We start from the raw sequence: 16,841 nt of genomic DNA, 5'->3' as shown, positions 1-16,841 counted from the left end.
AAAACTTCTACCGTAAAAAAATTTTTACACCGGCTCTTGCCAAGGTTTTGCGGGAGGAGTATGTTCCGGACCGAATCCTAGTGTTCCCGCGTCAGGAACATCGCACTTGAACCGCAAAGGAAGGAAGGGAAAACAATGAAGCGCATCGTTACTCTGATGCTCGCCGCCATGCTGGTGCTCGGCTCCGTCGCCGGCGCCTCGGCCGCCGACATCAAGGTGAAAGGCCAGTGGGATTTCAGCTTCGAGTGGCTGGACAACCCCGATTTCCAGGGTGAAGACAACGACGGGCCCAACGAAGACACCTTCGGCGCCAAGCAGCGTCTGCGCACCCAGATCGACATCATCGCCAGCGAAAACCTGCGCGGCGTGGTGTTCTTCGAAATGGGCGACACCGTGTGGGGCCGCAACGATGGCGCCCTGGGCGCCGACGGCAAGTCCGTGGAAGTGAAGCGTTCGTACATCGACTGGACCGTGCCCAACACCGACCTGCTGGTCCGCATGGGCATCCAGGGCCTGGCCCTGCCCGGCGCCGTGGCCGGTTCCCCGGTCCTCGACGACGACGTGGCCGCCCTTACCCTGACCTACAAGTTCAGCGACATGGTCGGCCTGACCGCCTTCTGGGCGCGTCCGTACGACAGCTACTCCGGTGAACCGGCCGGGGGCCACAACAACAACGCGTTCGATGAACTCGATCTGTTCGGCCTCGTGCTGCCCGTGACCCTTGACGGCGCCAAGATCACCCCCTGGGGTATGTACGGCGTGCTCGGCAAGGACGTGGCCCGGGGTGACGGCAATGGCGCTTCCTGGAACCAGGCCGCTTACGGCCTGCGTCCTGCCAACTACTCCGGCACCACCCAGACCTTTGGTGACGACTCCACCGCGTGGTGGGGCGGCGCCGCGTTCGAACTGACCATGTTCTCGCCCCTGTCGTTCAAGCTGGACGCCATGTACGGCTCCGTGGACGGCGACGAAATCGGCAACATCGACATGGACCGCGCCGGCTGGCTGGTGATCGGCGCCATCGACTACAAGATGGACATGATGACCCCCGGTATCTTCGCTTGGTACGCCTCCGGTGACGACGACGACGAAAACAACGGTTCCGAGCGCATGCCCTACGTCGTGCCCGACTTCGGTCCCACCTCGTTCGGCTTCGACAAGGTCGGCGCGCCCATCGCTACCGACTCACTGGCTTCCGTCAGCGGTACCGGCATGTGGGGCGTTGGCGTGCAGTTGGCCAACATCTCCTTCGTGGAGAACCTGAAGCACACCCTTCGCGTGGTGTACATGGAAGGTACCAACGACAAGGATATGGCCGACCATGCTTCCGTGCGTCCTGTGGACAGCAATGGCGCCGCTTGGAACGGCCTGTACCTGACCGAGAAGGACAGCCTCTGGGAAGTGAACTTCGACCACTTCTACAAGATCTACGAAAACCTCGACCTGATCGTCGAAATGGGCTACATCAAGGCCGACCTTGATGAAGACACTTGGCATGATCAGGACTTCGACGACGCCTGGAAGCTCGGCTTCAACCTGAAGTACAGCTTCTAAGGCGCAGTGTTCCTGACGCACCCCGAGGGGAGGCCGCATGGCCTCCTCTTTTTTCGTCCAGAAAACCACCGGCTATGCCGGTGGTTTTTTTGGGTTTCCTGTCGCTGCGCACTGATGGCGGCATCGAAACGGTGACGTCAGCGTGGTTGGCGCCCTTGTGGTTTCGGCGCTGTGCGCCATAGCAAAAGCGGCCCGCTTTTGCAGTTTTTCATTTTTGTCGTACAAAAAATTCGCCGGACGGTGGGCAAAAAGCGCCCGTCGCACAATTGTTGCCAAAATTTTAAACTTCGGGTACGTAGTGCGGGTGGTTTCAGGCACCCCCAACAGCAAAGAAGGAAGGAGCTTTCATGAAACGTTTTGCTACCCTGATGCTGGCCTTCGCGCTGGTGCTGGGCGCCTTCTCCGGCGCGCAGGCCGCCGACATCAAGGCCAAGGGCGTGTGGGCCTTCGACTTCTCGTGGCTCGACAGCGGCGACTACAAGTCCTCTGACGACGGCGGCGACGGCGAGGACGACTTCTCCGCCGCGCAGCGCTTCCGCACCCAGATCGACGTCATCGCCAGCGAATCCCTGAAGGGCGTCGTGTTCTTCGAAATCGGCCACCAGGTCTGGGGCCGTGAAGACGGCGCCCTGGGCGCCGACGGCAAGGCCGTCAAGGTTCGCCGTTCGTACATCGACTGGCTGGTGCCCAACACCGAACTGAAGGTGCGCATGGGTATCCAGGGCCTGTCCCTGCCCGGCGCCGTGGCGCCTTCCTCCCCCATCTTCGACGACGACGTGGCGGCCCTTACGCTGTCCTACGCCGTCAACGACATGGTGGGCGTGACCGCCCTGTGGGCTCGCCCCGTCGATTCCAGCAGTGGCAACACGGTCGCCGAGAATCGTAACGACTTCGATGAAGTCGACGTGTTCGCCCTGGCCGTGCCCGTGACCCTGGACGGCTTCAAGATCACCCCCTACGGCGTGTACGCCTCTGTGGGCAAGGATGCTGGATTCGCTAATGTCACCAACGAAGGCTGGGAATTCACCCAGGGCATGCTGAGCATGGCTGAAGCCATGGGCAGCGGCATCGACCAGGATTCCGACACCTACAACGCCTGGTGGGGCGGCGTGGCTTTTGAAATGAGCTACTTCGCTCCCTTCGGTCTGAAGGTCGATGCCGTGTACGGCTCCAAGACCGCCGACGACGACGCCGAGTCCGCCGAACGCGCCGGCTGGCTGGTTGCCGCTCTTGCCGAGTACAAGCTCGACATGGTCACCCCCGGCATCCTGGCCTGGTACGGTTCCGGTGAAGACGACGACATGTCCGACGGTTCCGAACGCATGCCCTCCATCTCCCCCACCGGCTGGGGCGTGACCAGCTTCGGCTTCCCCGGTTCCGTGTACCGCCAGGACACCTACTTCGGTCTTAACGGCGCCGGCACCTGGGCCGTGGGCCTGCAACTGGCCGACATCTCCTTCATGGAGAACCTGTCGCACGTGTTCCGCGTGGTCTACATGCAGGGCACCAACGACGCCGACGTGATCAAGGATACCGCCGGTGCCGCCGCCTTCTTCTCCCCGAAGCGCGGCGAAGTGTTCCTGACCGACGATGACAGCGCCATCGAAGTGAACTTCGACACCACCTACAAGATCTACGAGAATCTCTCCCTCGTGGTCGAAATGGGCTGGATCAAGCTCGACATGGATGAAGACACCTGGGGCACGGACGACTTCTCCGACGCCAAGAAGCTGGTCTTCAACTTCATCTACGAGTTCTAAGCCTTACTCTGCCTGAGACCGCACACCCCGCCGGGGGCCGTAAGGCCCCCGGTTTTTCATTTTCCGGACCCGGAAAGCGGGGCGCAGGTGCGCGGGTTGCCCAGTGAAGCAACCAGCGTCCGGGGGACGCCCTCTGGAAGAGGACTGCAACGCCCCCGTCATTTCTGACGGGGGCGTTGTGCGCGTACGGCAGTGCGCTTTCAGTTGAAGCGGGTGGAAACGTTGAAACATCCTGCAAGGGTTTGCCTGCAAAACATGCCAGATATGGCCGCAAGAGGACGTTGCTTATTGCAAGCGCAGCATGTCCTAACAAGCCTGAAGCCGACACTTGCGTTTTGCCGCCAGCATTTCCCGGCGCAAAATGGCGTTGATTTTCGTCTGGTATCCCTTGCCGCCGCTTTTCAGCCACGCCAGCACGTCCGCATCGATGCGAACGGTGGTCATCTTCTTGTCCGGGCGGTACATGCAGTCCTGGGCCGGGATGTCCGAATAGTCAATCTCTTCATCGGGCATGCGAGCCAATGCCGCCAGCATTTCTTGCTGCTTGGCGGTCAAAGGGGGGGGATTATGCTGATCAAGCTCGAATCGAGTGGTATGCTTTGCGTTCTTGCTCATTGGCCTTCCTCGCGGATATGATACGGATACTTTCGCCCGCTGGCCCGCGTTCGGTATAAATGACGACCAGAACAACCGGGTCTACCATGCCGATTATTCTCCAACGGTCTTCATCCTCGACGTGGTTTGCGTCAAACACCTCGAGCGCATGGGATCGAGAAAGACGCGGGCTGCAACTTCAAAATCGACGCCGTGCTTGGGCGCGTTCTTTTCGGCCTTGACGGGATCCCATTCAAATTTCATGGCGCCGCCGTTGTCATTATAAAAATGTTACAACAAATCCGGGCGATGTCAAGATACGCCAACGGTTGATATCGCCAGAGCCCCAGCCGGAGATGGCCGGGGCTTTTCTGTTTCCGGACCCGGAAAGCGGGGCCCAGAGGCGCTGGCTGTACCCAAGCGAAACGGCCCGCACCTTTCCGTGTGCGGGCCGTGTGCTGTCCTGCGCGGTTCGTATCCTGCCCGTATTCTGCTGGGGGCGCGCCATCGCCGGGTGGGATTCCGTCCTCTCCGCGCTGTCTAGGCGGGATGCACGTTGTCGCGCGCCCAGTACATGAGCGGGAAGCGATTCTTCACCGCTTCGATGATGCGGTTTTCTTCGGCGCGGTCCATGGGCAGGATGCGGATGTACACGCGGCGGGTGGGTCCGCCGGCATCGTCCATGGAAGTGAGGATGGAGATGATGCGTGCGCTGTGTTCGCGCAGGGTGTCCACGATGGGCTTCAGCGTGCCGGGGGTGTTCTCCAGTTCGAAGGCGAACTGCACGCCGCCGTGGCGCACGCCGGTGATGGTGATGAGCACCTTGAACACGTCGCTGTCGGAAATGATGCCCACCAGCTTTCCGTTGTCGTCGATGACGGGCAGGCCGCCGATGCGCTTCTCGATCATGTTCAGGGCTACGGTTTCCACCGTGTCGTCGGCGCGCACCGTGAACGGGTCGCGCGTCATGATATCTTTGACCTTGATTTCGGAAAGCAGATAGTACAGCTCGTGCATGTCGAGCGTGGTGGCCTTGGAGGGGGAGGCTTCCTTGATGTCCCGGTCGGAGACGATGCCGATCAGGCGGCCTTCGGCGTCCACCACGGGCAGGCGGCGGATGCGGTTCTCCTTGAGGATCTTGGACGCCTTCATCATGGACGTGTCAGACGTGACGGTGATGACATCCTTGGTCATCCATTCGCGGATGAGCATATGGTGAAACCTCCTTGGTCGCGGATGGCGTGCGTTGATGTTCTAGGGTATCCTGTTGGAACCATTCTATACCTGTTTCCGGCGGGAGCACAACCACCCGGCGGGCGCCCGGCCGGGGGAATGGGGCGGAACTGAACGGAACTGAACGGAACTGGGCGAAACTGGGCGGAGCGGGCGCCGCCACGCCATGCCGGGTGCGGGCAACATCAGGGGAAGCAGCATGTTCGAAAGGGAATTGCGCAACGTCAGCATGACCGTGTGGTGGAACCTTGCGCTGCTGACCATCGGCGGCACGCTGTTCTCCCTGGGCATGAAGTCCATCGCCGTGCCGCACGGGTTCATCTCCGGCGGCATCTTCGGCACGGGCATCTACATTTACTACGCCACGGACGCGCTGTCGCCGGCGCTGTGGTACGTGCTGCTCAACCTGCCCATCTTCGTGCTGGGCTGGCTGTTCGTCAGCCGCCGCTTCTTCCTGTACAGCCTGTACGGCACGGCGGTGACCACCATCGCCGCGCAGTTCATCACCTGGCAGGCGCACATCGCCAATCCGCTGCTGGCTGCCGTGGCGGCGGGCACCGTGTGCGGGGCGGGCCTCGGCATCGTGCTGCGTTCGCTGGGCAGCGAGGGCGGCATGACCATCATCGCCATCATGCTGCACCAGCGCTGGGGCATGCGCGTGGGGCAGGTGAGCTTTCTCTACAACTTCGTGCTGTTCATGGTGGGCCTGGCCACGCTGGACGTGGACATGGTGCTCTATTCCGTGATTCTGGTGTACACCTATTCGCAGGTCATGGACTACGTGCACTCACTGTTCAACCAGCGCAAGATGGTGTTCATCATTTCCGAGTGCTCGGAATGCATTGCTGCGGAAATTTTGCAGCACCTGCATCGTGGAGCCACATTCCTGCAAGGCAAGGGTGCGTTCACGGGACGGGAAAAGCAGGTGCTGATGACCGTGGTGCACAACCACCAGTTGAAGCGATTGGAGGAAACGGTGTTCCGGCACGACCCCAATGCGTTCATGATCGTGGAGAACACCTTCAACGTGTTGGGGACGGGTTTTTCCAGGCGCAAGGTGTACTAGGCGGCACGGATACGGGCATTGCGGGACCGGGCCGGATCGACCGACCGGACAGCGCCCTCGTGGCTTCATGAATACGGCGGCGGGCAGGAGGGATACCCTGTCCGCCGCATCATTTTCGCGTAACACCCGTGGCGTCAGTCTTCCTCGATGAGGTGCAGGCTGGCGCACAGGACGGTCAGGGTATCGGGCTCCGGCTGTCCGGCGCTGCGCAGGCAGACCGTCACCAGTTTGTTTTCGTCGCCGATGAGCCATGCCGCGCCCTCCTCGCGGGTGGGGCCACGGGACAGCCCGCGCAGCACCGGCAGCGCCCCCAGCAGCGGACGGCGCAGCGTGCGCTGCCAGACGGCGGTTTCGCGGGCGCGGGGCGGCTGGCAGTACGGCAGGCGGGAGCGCACCTCGCGGGTATCCACCCCGGCCCGGCGGGCGGCCCAGTGGCGCAGCGGCAGCCCCTGCAACACCACGTTGGCGGGCGAAAGGCGCTCTACGGACAGGGTGTCCGCGCCGCGCCGAAAGCGCAGGGCGCACAACCCCGGCCGGAAGGTGAAGTCGCGCAGGGCGAAGCCGGGGGGGACGGAAAGCTCCATGTCGTGCAGCCGGTAGGGCATGGCCTCGTGCCGGGGGTGCAGGCGCAGGGTGGCCAGCACCGTGGCCGCCTCCAGCAGGGCCGCCTCGTCCGGTTCCGGGGCGTGCAGGCGGGTGACGGCGGGCGTCGTGCCCGGCCCGGCGGTTCCCCCGCCGCCATGGGCGGCCGTGTTCCCGGCGGGAAAGCGGATTTCAACGGTGCACAGTGCCTCCGCGTCGTGGCACAGGGCGCCGCAGCCCCCGTGCCAGGCAAAGGGCACGTAGGCCAGCCGGGGGCGCAAGGCGGCCAGCACCTGCGCCCAGCGGGCGGGCACCCGGCGCGGGTCGGCGGTGAAGCCGGGAAGGCGGCGGTTCTGGCGTTCCAGGGCCGCGCGGCGGCGGGGGACGGAAAATTCGGCGGGGTCGGGCCGCCAGGCGCATTCCAGCGCGGTGCGGCCGTGCCGTGCCAGCGCCAAGAAGTGGTGTTCCACGTTGGCGGGCTGCCAGTCGGGCGGGGCGGAAAGGCTCAGGCCGTTCCAGGCGATGCGTCGCAAGTGCGGTTCGGATGATGGGGGGGCGGGGTCCATGTGGTCCGGCCTGGGCGCCGGCGGGGCAAAAGGGACGGGCTGCGGCCACGCGGCCATGGGCCGTCGCGGTTGCGGTGGGACGGGGGAACGTCCGTGGCGTTCCGGGCATCGGGGCCCTCACACTGAAAGCGTACCCAATCAATTGCCAGGGCGCAAGGGGAGCGGCGCTGGTTCTCAGCGCTCCCCGGCGCGCAGCAGGGCTTCGCGGGCGTCGTGGTCGCGGCCGCGCGCTTGCAGGGCGCGGGCCAGTTCCAGCCAGCCCTGTTTCAGGTCGGGCCGCAGGGCCACGCTCTGCCGGGCCATGACCTCCGCGATTTCCGGATCCTCGCCGCCGTCCAGGTACAGCCGGGCCATGAGTTGCAGGGCGATGGCGTCCTGCGGATTGTGCAGCAACGCCTCGTGCAGGTGTTCGCGGGCTTCGTCCGGACGGCCCTGGCGCATGCACAGCCGGGCCAGGTGGCGGCAGGTCAGCGCCGCGCCGCCATCCAGTTTCGCGGCCTTGGTGTAGTACTGCCGGGCCTGGGCGAAGCGCTTCTCGCCCTCGGCCAGTTGGCCCAGACGGATCAGGGCGTAGACGTGGCCCGGCGCGTTGCGCAGGCACTTGCGGAAGCAGTCGCGCGCCTCGGCCGTTTCGCCCTCGGACTGGCAGACGGTGCCCAGGTTGTACAGGGCCATGGGGTCGCCGGGCTTGCGGGCCAGCGCCTCGCCGAAGTGGCGGCGCGCCTCGGAGTGCCGTCCCAGGCCCGCCATGCACACCCCCAGCGAGTTCCAGGCCATGGTGTTGGTTTCGTCCGCCAGCAGGGCCAGCTTGTATTCCTCGATGGCCCCGAAGGTGTCGCCCAGGCTGTAGCGCTTGTCCGCGCTGATGTTCAGGGCCAGCGAATCCAGCACGCCCACACGCGGCGGGGGCAGCAGCATGGCGTATTCCAGGGCTTTGAGGCAGTTTTCCAGCGCGTCGGCCTTGCGGTAGCTGAGATACGGATGGCAGGCCACGCCCACGGCGGCCCCGATGCGCAGGCGGCGTTCCAGTTCATGGCACAGCGCGCCGTATACTTCCCGCGCCCCGTCCGCCCCGTCCGTTCCATCCGGCGTCATGCCGGGGTGGAAGAAGATCAGGCTGTTCAGGCCGTAGCGCCCGCCCAGGGCCTGCGGCCCCAGAAGGTCGCGGCACAGTTGGGCGGCCTCGGCCATGAGCTGCTCCGGGTGCGCGGCGCGGCCTTCCGGCTCGCGGCCTTCGTCGGACAGGCGGACGAGCGCCAGGGAGAAGGCGTCGCAACGCTCCCGTTCGGCGCTCCAGCGGGCCAGAAAGTCGCCGTGCCGGAACAGGCCGGTCAGGGGATCGGTGCGCGGGGCCTCGCCGCCGTCGCGCACGGTGACGCCCTTTTCCTCGGGCAGCAGGGTCAGCAGGTCGCCGGGCTCCACCGGCCAGGTGGGGTCGCCGACATGCATGATTTCGGCCAGCGAGGTGTTGTCGCGCACCTCCATCAGCACCACCTCGCCCTTGTACAGGGGCTGGCGCGGCTCCTGCGAGCCGCCGCGCACGGGGTAGGCCACCGACCACACGGAAAAGCGCTGCCCTTCGCGGGCGTTCATGTTGCCGCCAAGGCTCACCACCACCCGCGACAGGGGCAGGGTTTCCAGCACCCGGCCGCCTTCGGCCAGGATGCGCGAAAAGCCCATCACCGGCACGCCGGGGGCCGCGTCGCCCTTGCCGTCTCCGTCGCCGGGCGGCAGGGCCGCGGCCTCCACGGCCACGGCGGCGGCAAGGCGGGCCTTGCGCAGCAGCACCCGGGCCTGTTCCCCGTGGTCGCGGGCAAAGGCGGCGCCCTCCATGTCCTGCGGGTAGACGGCGAACCCGGCGGAAACGGCCACCCCCACGGGCTCGTCGGTGAGCCCGCAGGTGATGGTCACCCCGCGCAGGCGGCGCACCATGTCCACGGCCAGCTTGCGGCAGCCGCCGGAGGTGCCCGCGGGCACGAACAGGGCGAACTCGAAGTCTCCGGTGCGGGCGGGCAGGGCCTGTTCCGGCGCGGCGTTGCGCAGTTCTTCGGCCAGCGCGGCGATGAGCCGGTCGGCGAAGACGTAGCCGTGGTCGCGCGCCACCTCGCGCAGGCTGCCCAGGCGTACGGCGATGACACCCATGCTGGCCCGGTGCCCGGCGGCCAGGTCGCACTTGCCCTCCGACGCGGTGGAGAAGCAGTCGCGGATGCAGTCCACCTCGCGCGCGATGGCGTCCAGCAAGTGCTGCCTGGTGGCCAGCCCGGTCACCGGGTCGGTCAGGCTGGCCTTGTACAGTTGCAGGTTTTCCAGGCACAGCGCGGCCACGCCCGGCAGCACCGGCGACAGCGCGCGCACCGTGCGCGCGGCCACCCCGCGCGCCACGAACACGCCAAGCTGCTCGCCCTGGTGCAGCAGGGGCACCAGCAGCTTGCGCTCCTGCGGCAGCCACAGCGGTTCCGGGCCGCTGGCGGCGCGGGGAAAATACAGGCTGTACGTTTTGAAGGACAGCACGCGGGCCATGGCGTCGCGCAGGCGGTGTTCGAAAGCGATCAGGTCGCGCCGGTTGAGCTGGACGAGATGTTCGGGGCGTGCGGGACGGCACGCGGCGGAAGTCCCGGCGGCGGGCTGGGCGGCGGGTTGGGCGGGACTGCCCGATCTGTCCGATCTGTCCGATCTGTCCGATCTGTCCGATTTGCCCGATTTGGCGGACGCGGCGGCGCGGGTGGCGGTGGGCTGCTTCATGGGCATGGCTTATACCGTCTTTCCGCACTGTTGGAAAGGCGTGCGGACGTGCCCGCGGCATGGCGCGCCATGGCCGGTGCGGGGTGGCATTCCGCCCGGCGTGCGGGTGCCGGTTGAACCGTGCGGTGGCTTGGGCTATGGTCCCGAATGTCCAGTCAGGCCGGACCGGCATGGGCCGGGCAGGCGCGCATCCGTTTCCCGTTCGCGCCGCTTCTTGCCATCGCGCGAGTCGGGCGCACTTTCCGAGAACATACCCCAGACATATTTCCCGAGAGCACTCCCATGACGGAACTCCATATTCCCACAGAAGCCCGCGCCGTGCTCGACGCCCTGCACGGGCGGCGCAGCATCCGGCGCTTCACCGATGCGCCGGTCACCCGCGACGAGATCGTGTCCATGCTGGACGCGGCCCGCTGGGCGCCCAGCGGGTTGAACAACCAGCCGTGGCGCTTTCTGGCGGTGCAGCGCGGCGACCCCCGGCAGGAGGCGCTGGCGGGCTGCACCAAGTACGCCCGCATCGTGCGCGACGCCGGGGTGCTGGTGGCCGTGTTCCTCGACCGCGAGGCGTGCTACCACCCCATGAAGGACCACCAGGGCGCGGGCGCGTGCATCCAGAACCTGCTGCTGGCCGCCCACGCGCTGGGCCTGGGCGCGGTGTGGCTGGGCGAGATCGTCAACCAGGCGGAACAGGTGGAACAGGCCCTGGGCCTGCCCGCCGGACGGTACGAATTCATGGCCCTCATCGCGGCCGGGCGTCCCGCCCAGCGCGGCTCGTCCAGCCGCGTCCCCCTTGAAGAACTGCTGCTGGAGGCCCTGTGAAGCCGCGCATTTCCACCTTTCCCATGGGGCCGCTGGAGACCAACGGCTATCTCGTGCACCTGGATGGGGCGGCCGTGGCCGTGGACCCCGGCGGCACGCCGCGTCCCATGTTGCAGTATGCGGAAAGGAACAAGCTCACGCTCACGCACATCCTGATCACCCACCTGCACTTCGACCACATCTACGGCGCCGCCGCCCTGGCGGAGGCCTCCGGCGCGCCGGTGCTGGCGGGAGCGGCCGACGCCTTCCTGATGGAGACGGAACTGGGGCGCGGCGGGGCCTTCGGCTTTCCGCGCGTGGCCCCCTTCAGCTACCGGCCGGTGGAAGAGGGCGACCTGGACCTGGGCCCCCTCGTCTGCCGGGTGCTGGCCACTCCGGGGCACACGCCGGGCAGCCTGTCGTTCCATTTCCCGCAGGCGGGCGCGGTGATCGTGGGCGACCTGCTGTTCCACCGATCCATCGGCCGCACGGACTTTCCCGGCGGCGACCTGGACGCCCTGCGCCGCTCGGTGGTGGAGAAGATCTTCACCCTGCCCGACGACACCGTGGTCTACCCGGGCCATGGGCCGGAGACCACCGTGGGCGCGGAGAAATTGAACAACCCGTACTTTACGGAGTTTTCCCTGTAGTGTTTACGCGCAAGCTGTTATATCGGAGCGTATGGACATGCCGGAACCGTTGATGGTGGACCTGCGCGCCACCTGCTGAGGGGTGGGCCTGGAGGTAGGTTGGTATCTCCGTTTCAAGCCGGATGCGGTTCTGGTGTTTCTGGTCGGCCACGGGTCCGTGGATGCGGCGCTGGGCGCGCTGCACACGGTTTCCGGCTGGCGGGCCGAGGTCGTCCGGCACGACGGCCATGCGGAAGTCCGCTTCCGGCGGGGCGCGCCGGAGCCGGAGCCCGCGCGGGATGCCGGGCCGGACGCGATGAATGGGCCAGACGATGCCGGTGGGGGACGCCACACCGGGGGGCACGGCAAGGAGTAGCCATGAACGCAAGCACCATTCCGGCCCGGGCGATTTCGTGCAGCCCGCGGGCGAACGGCAACAGCGACAAGCTGGCCGCGCTGTTCGCGCGCGGCTTCGCCGAGGCGGGCGGCAACATCGAGGTTACGCTGATGCGCCAGTACGAGGTGCGCCCCTGCGTGTCCTGCTACCGCTGCCAGCACGACCCCAACGGCTGGTGCTTCCTGGAGGGCACCGACCGCAGCGCGCCGCTGTTCTCCATGTTGTTCGAGGCGCCCGCGCTGTTTTTCTCCGCGCCGGTGTTCTTCTATCACCTGCCCGCCATGTTCAAGGCGTTCATCGACCGGGGCCAGTCGTACTGGCTGCGGCGCGAGGACGGCGACGAGAGGTTGCTGTCCCTGCCGCGCCGCACGGCCTGGGTGGCCCTGGTGGCCGGGCGCAAGAAGGGCGAGCGCATCTTTGACGGCAGCCTGCTGACGCTGCGCTACTTCCTGGCGGCGTTCAACATCACCCTGGCCGAACCGCTGCTGCTGGCGGGCTACGACGGACCCGACGACATCGCCAACGACCCGGTGACCTGCGCGCGGGTGCTGGAATACGGCGGCAACGCCGCGCGGGCCATGTTCGACGGCCAGGCCATGGCCGTGAACCAGTAGCAGGTGCGTTCGCTTCTGGCCCGTCTGGCCGGTCTGGCCGATTTGGGAGCGTGGGCGCGCGCCTGCGGCCTGGCCGAGGTGCGTTGCGCCGCCTGCGGCAGGCCGTGCGACGGGCACCCGGCCACACCATCCGGCGCGCCGGAATCCCCTTCCCATGCCCATGCCCCGGCCCTGTGCCCGGCCTGCGCCCGTGCCCTGGCCCCGCGCCGGGGCGGCATCTGCCCGCGTTGCGGCGCGCCGCACGCCCTGCCCACCCTGCCGGACACCCCCTGCGTCCATTGCCTGGCCGCCCCGCCGCCGTGGGCGGCCTTCCGCATGCACGGCCTGTACGAAGGGGCGCTGCGCCATCTGGTGCTGCGCGTGAAGTTTTCGGAGGACCACGCCGCCGCGCGGCTGCTGGGCGGTCTGCTGGCCACGGCCTGCGCGGACCTTCCCCGGCCCGGAGCGGTGGTGCCGGTGCCGCTGCACCCGGAACGGCTGCGCCGCAGGGGCTGCAACCAGTGTCTGGAACTGGCGCGCCTGCCCGCCGTCGCCCTGGGCGCGCCGCTGCGGCCCGGCTGGCTGACGCGCGTGGCGCCCACCCGGCCGCAGACGGGCCTTTCGCGGCAGGAACGCCGCCGCAACCTGCGCGGGGCCTTCACCGCCCATCCGGACGTGCGCGGCAGGCGCATCCTGCTGGTGGACGACATCTGCACCACCGGCACCACGCTGGCCCGCGCCGTGGACTGCCTGTTGCGGGCCGGTGCCGTGGCGGTGGACTGCGCCGTGGTGGCGCGCACCCCGGCCCATCCCGACCGGCGGGGATAGCCGCCGGTTTCCCGCGCTTTCAGCGCCCGGCAGGGCGGGCGGTTTCATTTTTGCCGCCTCGCGGCCGCCCTCCGTGCCCGCCATTGTCCGCATTTCATGGTGACACGACCATCTATTTCGTGTAACGAAGCATCGCATATTTAACGCTTCGTATTCCCACACGCATATCAACAGGAAAGGAGTGTCCCATGCAGCTTCGCAGGCTCGTCGGCGCGCTGGCGCTGGTGCTCGTCACCGCGGCCCCGGCCCTTGCCCACTTCGGCATGATCATCCCCGACGCCCCGGTGGCCACCGCCGCCAAGCGGGCCACCACCGTCACCCTGTCGTTCTCGCACCCCTTCGAGGGGCACGGCATGAACCTGGAGCGGCCGCAAGCCTTCGGCGTGCTGCGGGTGGACGGAGACAAGACCGAGCGGACCGACCTGCTGGCCGCGCTGAAGGAAGCCAAGGTCATGGGCAAGACCGCCTGGAAGACCGATTTCACCTTCCCCAGGCCCGGCGTGTACATGTTCACCATGGAGCCCAAGCTGTACTGGGAACCGGAAGAAGACTGCTACATCCAGCACCTGACCAAGGTGGTGGTGCCCGCCTTCGGCAACGAGGACGGCTGGGACACCCCGGCGGGGCTGAAGTTCGAGATCATTCCCCTTACCCGGCCCTTCGGCAACTACGCGGGCGGCGTGTTCACCGGCGTGGCCATGCTGGACGGCAAGCCCGCCCCCGGCGTGGACGTGGAGGTGGAATACTACAACGCCCAGGGCAAGTACGCGGCGCCCACCGAATTCCACGTGACCCAGGTGGTCAGGACCGACGCCAACGGCGTGTTCACCGTGGCCTGCCCGCTGGCCGGCTGGTGGGGCTTTGCCGCGCTGACCACCGCGCCCGAGCAGGTCAAGGGTCCCGACGGCGCCATGAAGGACGTGGAGATCGGCGCGGTGCTGTGGACCCGCTTCGACGCCTTCAAGCCCGCCAAATAACGCGCCAAATAACGCGCGGCGGGGCACCCCGCCGGGCATGGCCGACGCTGCGCGCCCGGTTCCGGCTTCGCCGGGGCCGGGCGTTGCCGCATTGGCGGGATGGCCCCGGCCGGAGCGCAACCGGCGCGCGTGAAAAGGGCAGGGCGCGTGATAGGTTGCCCCGCGATGACTTGCATTCCACGGGCGAAACCTTATGATTGCCCCAACGCCACCGGCGCGGCCCCACGGCGCACCGGTCCCGGCGCCAGAACCGGTTCGGAGGCTTTCATGCGCGTGCTCATCGTCGAGGACGATTTCACCAGCCGCAAGTTCCTGCAGACCATCCTTTCGCCTTACGGGGCCTGCGACATCGCCGTCAGTGGCGTCGAGGCGGTGGAGGCGTTCGCGGCGGCACTGAACACGCAGCAACCGTACGACCTTGTCTGTCTGGACATCATGCTGCCCGAGATGGACGGACAGGAAGCGTTGCGGCGCATCCGCGCCCTGGAGCGCGAGCGCGGGGTGGCCCCGGCCGACGAGGTGCCCGTGGTCATGACCACGGCCCTCGACGATCCGCGCAACGTGGTGGAAGCCTATTACAAGGGCGGGGCCACGTCGTACGTGCCCAAGCCCATCGACCGTCAGCTGTTCCTGCAGATGCTGAAGGGGTTGGGAGTGATTCGCTAGGATTTCTCCGGGAAACCTTTCCCTTCCCCCGCATCCGCTCCGGCGCATCCGGCCCCGTGCCGCAGCGCCGCCCCGTCGCATGCCGCCGTTTCGATGGTGGACCGACGCCGCACCGACACCCACGTCGTTGCACCGGCCCGATACGTTGCGGGCCGCAACTGATGCGGTATGCCGGTGGGCACAGCCCGCCAGTCTACCCCGACTCCGACCAACCGCACGCAACCATCGGGAGTACCCATGACCCGTACCCGGATTATTGCCTGTTGCCTGGCCGTGGCCGTGGCCTTTTGCCTGAGCATGACCGACCTTGCCGACGCCAAGCGTCTTGGCGGGGGCAGGTCGTTCGGCGGCAGCCCCAGTTACCAGCGCAGCTTCACCCCCACCCAGCCTTCGCCTTCCTCGCCCGCCGGGCCCAACATGAACCGGCAGCAGCAGACCCAGCAGCCCGGCCCCGCCGCGCCGCAGCAGGCTCCGCGTTCCCGCTTCGGCGGCTTCGGCGGCATCATGGGCGGCATGCTGGCGGGCAGCCTGCTTGGCTCGCTGCTGTTCGGCGGCGGCTTCGGCGGCGTGGGCATGGTGGACATGCTGCTCATCGCGCTGGTGGCGTTCATGGCACTGAAGTTCTTCGCGGCGCGGCGCGGCGGCGGCGCCCCGGCCCCGGCCACCGGCCCCGCTCCGGACAGGGGCATGCGCCGCGACGCCGACCATGGCGCGCAGTCCGGCTCCGGCGCCGGGTGGGACGCCCTGCGGTCCGCCCCGGCGGCGTCCGCCGCCGCGCAGCCCGCGTCCCCCGGCATTCCGGAAGGCTTCGACACCGAGGACTTCCTGCGCGGGGCCAAGCTGGCCTACACCCGCCTGCAATCCTCGTGGGACCGGCGCGACCTGGACGACATCGCCCAGTTCACCACCCCGGACATACTCAAGGAAATCACCCGGCAGGCGCAGGAAGACCCCGGCCCCTCGCGCACCGAAATCCTGTACTGCAACGCCAGCGTGCTGTCCGTCGCCGAAGAGAAGGGCCGCACCGTGGCCACGGTGTTCTTCGACGTGCTGATGCGCGAGGACGCCCAGGCCGACGCACCCGGCCAGGTGCGCGAGGTGTGGCACTTCGTGCGTTCGGACAGCGAGATGTGGCGTCTGGACGGCATCCAGCAGGTGGAAATGTAGCGGCGCGGCCGAAGCCGGGCGGCGGGCAGCGCCGTCCAGCCGGGCTGCGGATCGATGATGCGGAAGGGGCGGTTTTCCGTGGGCAAACCCACGGGAAACCGCCCCGTTCCGTTCGTGCCTGCGGACGCTGGGGGGCGTTATCCGGCCGAGAGCCGCCGCACTTCGTCCAGCACCGCCTGGGCGTGCCCGTCCACCTTCACCGGCGACCATACCGCCCGCACCATGCCGTCCGGCCCGATGAGAAAGGTGGAGCGCACGATGCCGGTCACCGCCTTGCCGTACATCATCTTGGTGCCGAAGGCCCCGTAGGCCCTGGCCACGGCCCGGTCCGGGTCGCTCAGCAGGGTCACGCCCAGTTCTTGCTTCAGCGTGAAGTTGCCGAGGGCTTTCGGCGAATCGGGGCTTACCCCGGCCACGGCCGCGCCCGCCGCCGCGAAGTCGGACAGCATGCAGGTGAAGTCGCGCGCCTCGCGCGTGCAGCCGGGGGTGCTGGCCTTGGGGTAGAAGTAGAGCACCAGCCATTTTCCGGCAAAGTCGGCAAGGGCGCGCGGCGCGCCGGATGCGTCCGCCAGCCTGAAGCCGGGGGCCGCCTTGCCCGACAGCGAGGCGGCGGAGATCAGTTCGTTCATGGATGTGCTCCGTGGGTATCCGGTCATGATGCCGCCCGGAACGCGGGGCCCTCGCGGCGG

At 67.4% G+C, this 16,841-nt stretch carries 18 protein-coding genes; 11 read left to right on the top strand and 7 right to left on the bottom strand.

Annotation, left to right across the window (positions count from 1 at the left end):
• Positions 1-135: 135 nt before the first annotated feature.
• Positions 136-1,554 carry an outer membrane homotrimeric porin gene (locus V6B97_RS02565; RefSeq protein WP_333504918.1) on the top strand — a complete coding sequence of 473 codons (1,419 nt, stop codon included), beginning with the start codon at positions 136-138 and terminating at the stop codon, positions 1,552-1,554.
• Between the two features lie 347 nt (positions 1,555-1,901).
• Entirely contained in the window at positions 1,902-3,314 is a 1,413-nt protein-coding gene (locus V6B97_RS02560) for an outer membrane homotrimeric porin (protein WP_333504917.1), read from the top strand.
• Positions 3,315-3,620: 306 nt separating this feature from the next.
• Here V6B97_RS02560 and V6B97_RS02555 read toward each other — a convergent pair whose 3' ends face one another.
• The 4 genes from V6B97_RS02555 to V6B97_RS02550 form a co-directional block, all read right to left on the bottom strand.
• A complete protein-coding gene (locus V6B97_RS02555) occupies positions 3,621-3,929 on the bottom strand; it encodes a BrnA antitoxin family protein (RefSeq protein ID WP_333504916.1) in 309 nt (102 codons plus the stop codon).
• A complete protein-coding gene (locus V6B97_RS17385) occupies positions 3,889-4,068 on the bottom strand; it encodes a BrnT family toxin (RefSeq protein ID WP_442935454.1) in 180 nt (59 codons plus the stop codon). Before V6B97_RS17385 ends, V6B97_RS02555 begins: the two co-directional genes overlap by 41 nt.
• Positions 4,023-4,172 (bottom strand): BrnT family toxin, encoded by a 150-nt coding sequence (locus V6B97_RS17380; RefSeq protein WP_442935453.1) that lies wholly within the window; start codon positions 4,170-4,172, stop codon positions 4,023-4,025. The genes V6B97_RS17385 and V6B97_RS17380 overlap by 46 nt, the downstream gene beginning before the upstream one ends.
• Before the next feature lie 276 nt (positions 4,173-4,448).
• Positions 4,449-5,120, bottom strand: coding sequence for a CBS domain-containing protein (locus V6B97_RS02550; protein WP_333504915.1), 672 nt, complete (start codon positions 5,118-5,120; stop codon positions 4,449-4,451).
• Between the two features lie 220 nt (positions 5,121-5,340).
• Between V6B97_RS02550 and V6B97_RS02545 the strand changes: the two genes are divergently transcribed.
• Positions 5,341-6,207 (top strand): YitT family protein, encoded by an 867-nt coding sequence (locus V6B97_RS02545; RefSeq protein ID WP_333504914.1) that lies wholly within the window; start codon positions 5,341-5,343, stop codon positions 6,205-6,207.
• Between the two features lie 134 nt (positions 6,208-6,341).
• Here the strand turns inward: V6B97_RS02545 and V6B97_RS02540 are convergent, their stop codons facing one another.
• Both V6B97_RS02540 and V6B97_RS02535 read right to left on the bottom strand, forming a co-directional pair.
• The gene (locus V6B97_RS02540) at positions 6,342-7,322 is read right to left on the bottom strand and encodes a hypothetical protein (RefSeq protein ID WP_333504913.1); all 981 of its coding nucleotides are present in this window, start codon (positions 7,320-7,322) and stop codon (positions 6,342-6,344) included.
• 207 nt (positions 7,323-7,529) lie between these two features.
• A complete protein-coding gene (locus V6B97_RS02535; RefSeq protein ID WP_333504912.1) occupies positions 7,530-10,103 on the bottom strand; it encodes a tetratricopeptide repeat-containing diguanylate cyclase in 2,574 nt (857 codons plus the stop codon).
• Between the two features lie 276 nt (positions 10,104-10,379).
• On the opposite strand from V6B97_RS02535, the gene V6B97_RS02530 reads away from it, so the two are divergent.
• The 8 genes from V6B97_RS02530 (at position 10,380) to V6B97_RS02495 (ending at position 16,152) form a co-directional block, all read left to right on the top strand.
• Entirely contained in the window at positions 10,380-10,916 is a 537-nt protein-coding gene (locus V6B97_RS02530) for a nitroreductase family protein (protein WP_333504911.1), read from the top strand.
• Positions 10,913-11,545: an MBL fold metallo-hydrolase gene (locus V6B97_RS02525; protein WP_333504910.1), complete on the top strand. Its 633-nt coding sequence runs from the start codon at positions 10,913-10,915 to the stop codon at positions 11,543-11,545. The genes V6B97_RS02530 and V6B97_RS02525 overlap by 4 nt, the downstream gene beginning before the upstream one ends.
• 133 nt (positions 11,546-11,678) lie before the next feature.
• The gene (locus V6B97_RS02520) at positions 11,679-11,900 is read left to right on the top strand and encodes a hypothetical protein (protein ID WP_333504909.1); all 222 of its coding nucleotides are present in this window, start codon (positions 11,679-11,681) and stop codon (positions 11,898-11,900) included.
• 2 nt (positions 11,901-11,902) lie between these two features.
• Complete coding sequence (locus tag V6B97_RS02515) at positions 11,903-12,535, top strand: flavodoxin family protein (protein WP_333504908.1); 633 nt, start codon at positions 11,903-11,905, stop codon at positions 12,533-12,535.
• Positions 12,536-12,538: 3 nt separating this feature from the next.
• Positions 12,539-13,342: a ComF family protein gene (locus tag V6B97_RS02510; RefSeq protein ID WP_333504907.1), complete on the top strand. Its 804-nt coding sequence runs from the start codon at positions 12,539-12,541 to the stop codon at positions 13,340-13,342.
• 188 nt (positions 13,343-13,530) lie between these two features.
• On the top strand, positions 13,531-14,319 hold the full coding sequence (locus V6B97_RS02505; RefSeq protein ID WP_333504906.1) for a DUF4198 domain-containing protein: 789 nt from the start codon (positions 13,531-13,533) through the stop codon (positions 14,317-14,319).
• Positions 14,320-14,586: 267 nt separating this feature from the next.
• The gene (locus tag V6B97_RS02500; protein WP_333504905.1) at positions 14,587-14,985 is read left to right on the top strand and encodes a response regulator; all 399 of its coding nucleotides are present in this window, start codon (positions 14,587-14,589) and stop codon (positions 14,983-14,985) included.
• A 237-nt stretch (positions 14,986-15,222) separates the two neighbouring features.
• Positions 15,223-16,152, top strand: coding sequence for a Tim44 domain-containing protein (locus V6B97_RS02495; protein ID WP_333504904.1), 930 nt, complete (start codon positions 15,223-15,225; stop codon positions 16,150-16,152).
• 137 nt (positions 16,153-16,289) lie between these two features.
• Here the strand turns inward: V6B97_RS02495 and V6B97_RS02490 are convergent, their stop codons facing one another.
• A complete protein-coding gene (locus tag V6B97_RS02490; protein ID WP_333504903.1) occupies positions 16,290-16,781 on the bottom strand; it encodes a peroxiredoxin in 492 nt (163 codons plus the stop codon).
• Positions 16,782-16,841: the final 60 nt, after the last annotated feature.

It is taken from the genome of Nitratidesulfovibrio sp. 1201_IL3209, assembly GCF_036763125.1.
GTDB lineage: Bacteria > Desulfobacterota > Desulfovibrionia > Desulfovibrionales > Desulfovibrionaceae > Cupidesulfovibrio.
Note: the sequence above shows the minus strand (reverse complement) of the source record. Positions and strands in the feature narration are given on the sequence as shown.

Bases quoted from the DNA above. Each gene is read 5' to 3' on its own strand.
- V6B97_RS02565 (WP_333504918.1), top strand. From the start codon at position 136: ATGAAGCGCATCGTTACTCTGATGCTCGCCGCCATGCTGGTGCTCGGC.
- V6B97_RS02545 (WP_333504914.1), top strand. From the start codon at position 5,341: ATGTTCGAAAGGGAATTGCGCAACGTCAGCATGACCGTGTGGTGGAAC.
- V6B97_RS02530 (WP_333504911.1), top strand. From the start codon at position 10,380: ATGACGGAACTCCATATTCCCACAGAAGCCCGCGCCGTGCTCGACGCC.
- V6B97_RS17380 (WP_442935453.1), bottom strand. From the start codon at position 4,172: ATGAAATTTGAATGGGATCCCGTCAAGGCCGAAAAGAACGCGCCCAAG.
- V6B97_RS02560 (WP_333504917.1), top strand. From the start codon at position 1,902: ATGAAACGTTTTGCTACCCTGATGCTGGCCTTCGCGCTGGTGCTGGGC.
- V6B97_RS02550 (WP_333504915.1), bottom strand. From the start codon at position 5,120: ATGCTCATCCGCGAATGGATGACCAAGGATGTCATCACCGTCACGTCT.
- V6B97_RS02500 (WP_333504905.1), top strand. From the start codon at position 14,587: ATGCGCGTGCTCATCGTCGAGGACGATTTCACCAGCCGCAAGTTCCTG.
- V6B97_RS02555 (WP_333504916.1), bottom strand. From the start codon at position 3,929: ATGAGCAAGAACGCAAAGCATACCACTCGATTCGAGCTTGATCAGCAT.
- V6B97_RS02535 (WP_333504912.1), bottom strand. From the start codon at position 10,103: ATGCCCATGAAGCAGCCCACCGCCACCCGCGCCGCCGCGTCCGCCAAA.
- V6B97_RS02495 (WP_333504904.1), top strand. From the start codon at position 15,223: ATGACCCGTACCCGGATTATTGCCTGTTGCCTGGCCGTGGCCGTGGCC.
- V6B97_RS02515 (WP_333504908.1), top strand. From the start codon at position 11,903: ATGAACGCAAGCACCATTCCGGCCCGGGCGATTTCGTGCAGCCCGCGG.
- V6B97_RS02490 (WP_333504903.1), bottom strand. From the start codon at position 16,781: ATGAACGAACTGATCTCCGCCGCCTCGCTGTCGGGCAAGGCGGCCCCC.
- V6B97_RS02505 (WP_333504906.1), top strand. From the start codon at position 13,531: ATGCAGCTTCGCAGGCTCGTCGGCGCGCTGGCGCTGGTGCTCGTCACC.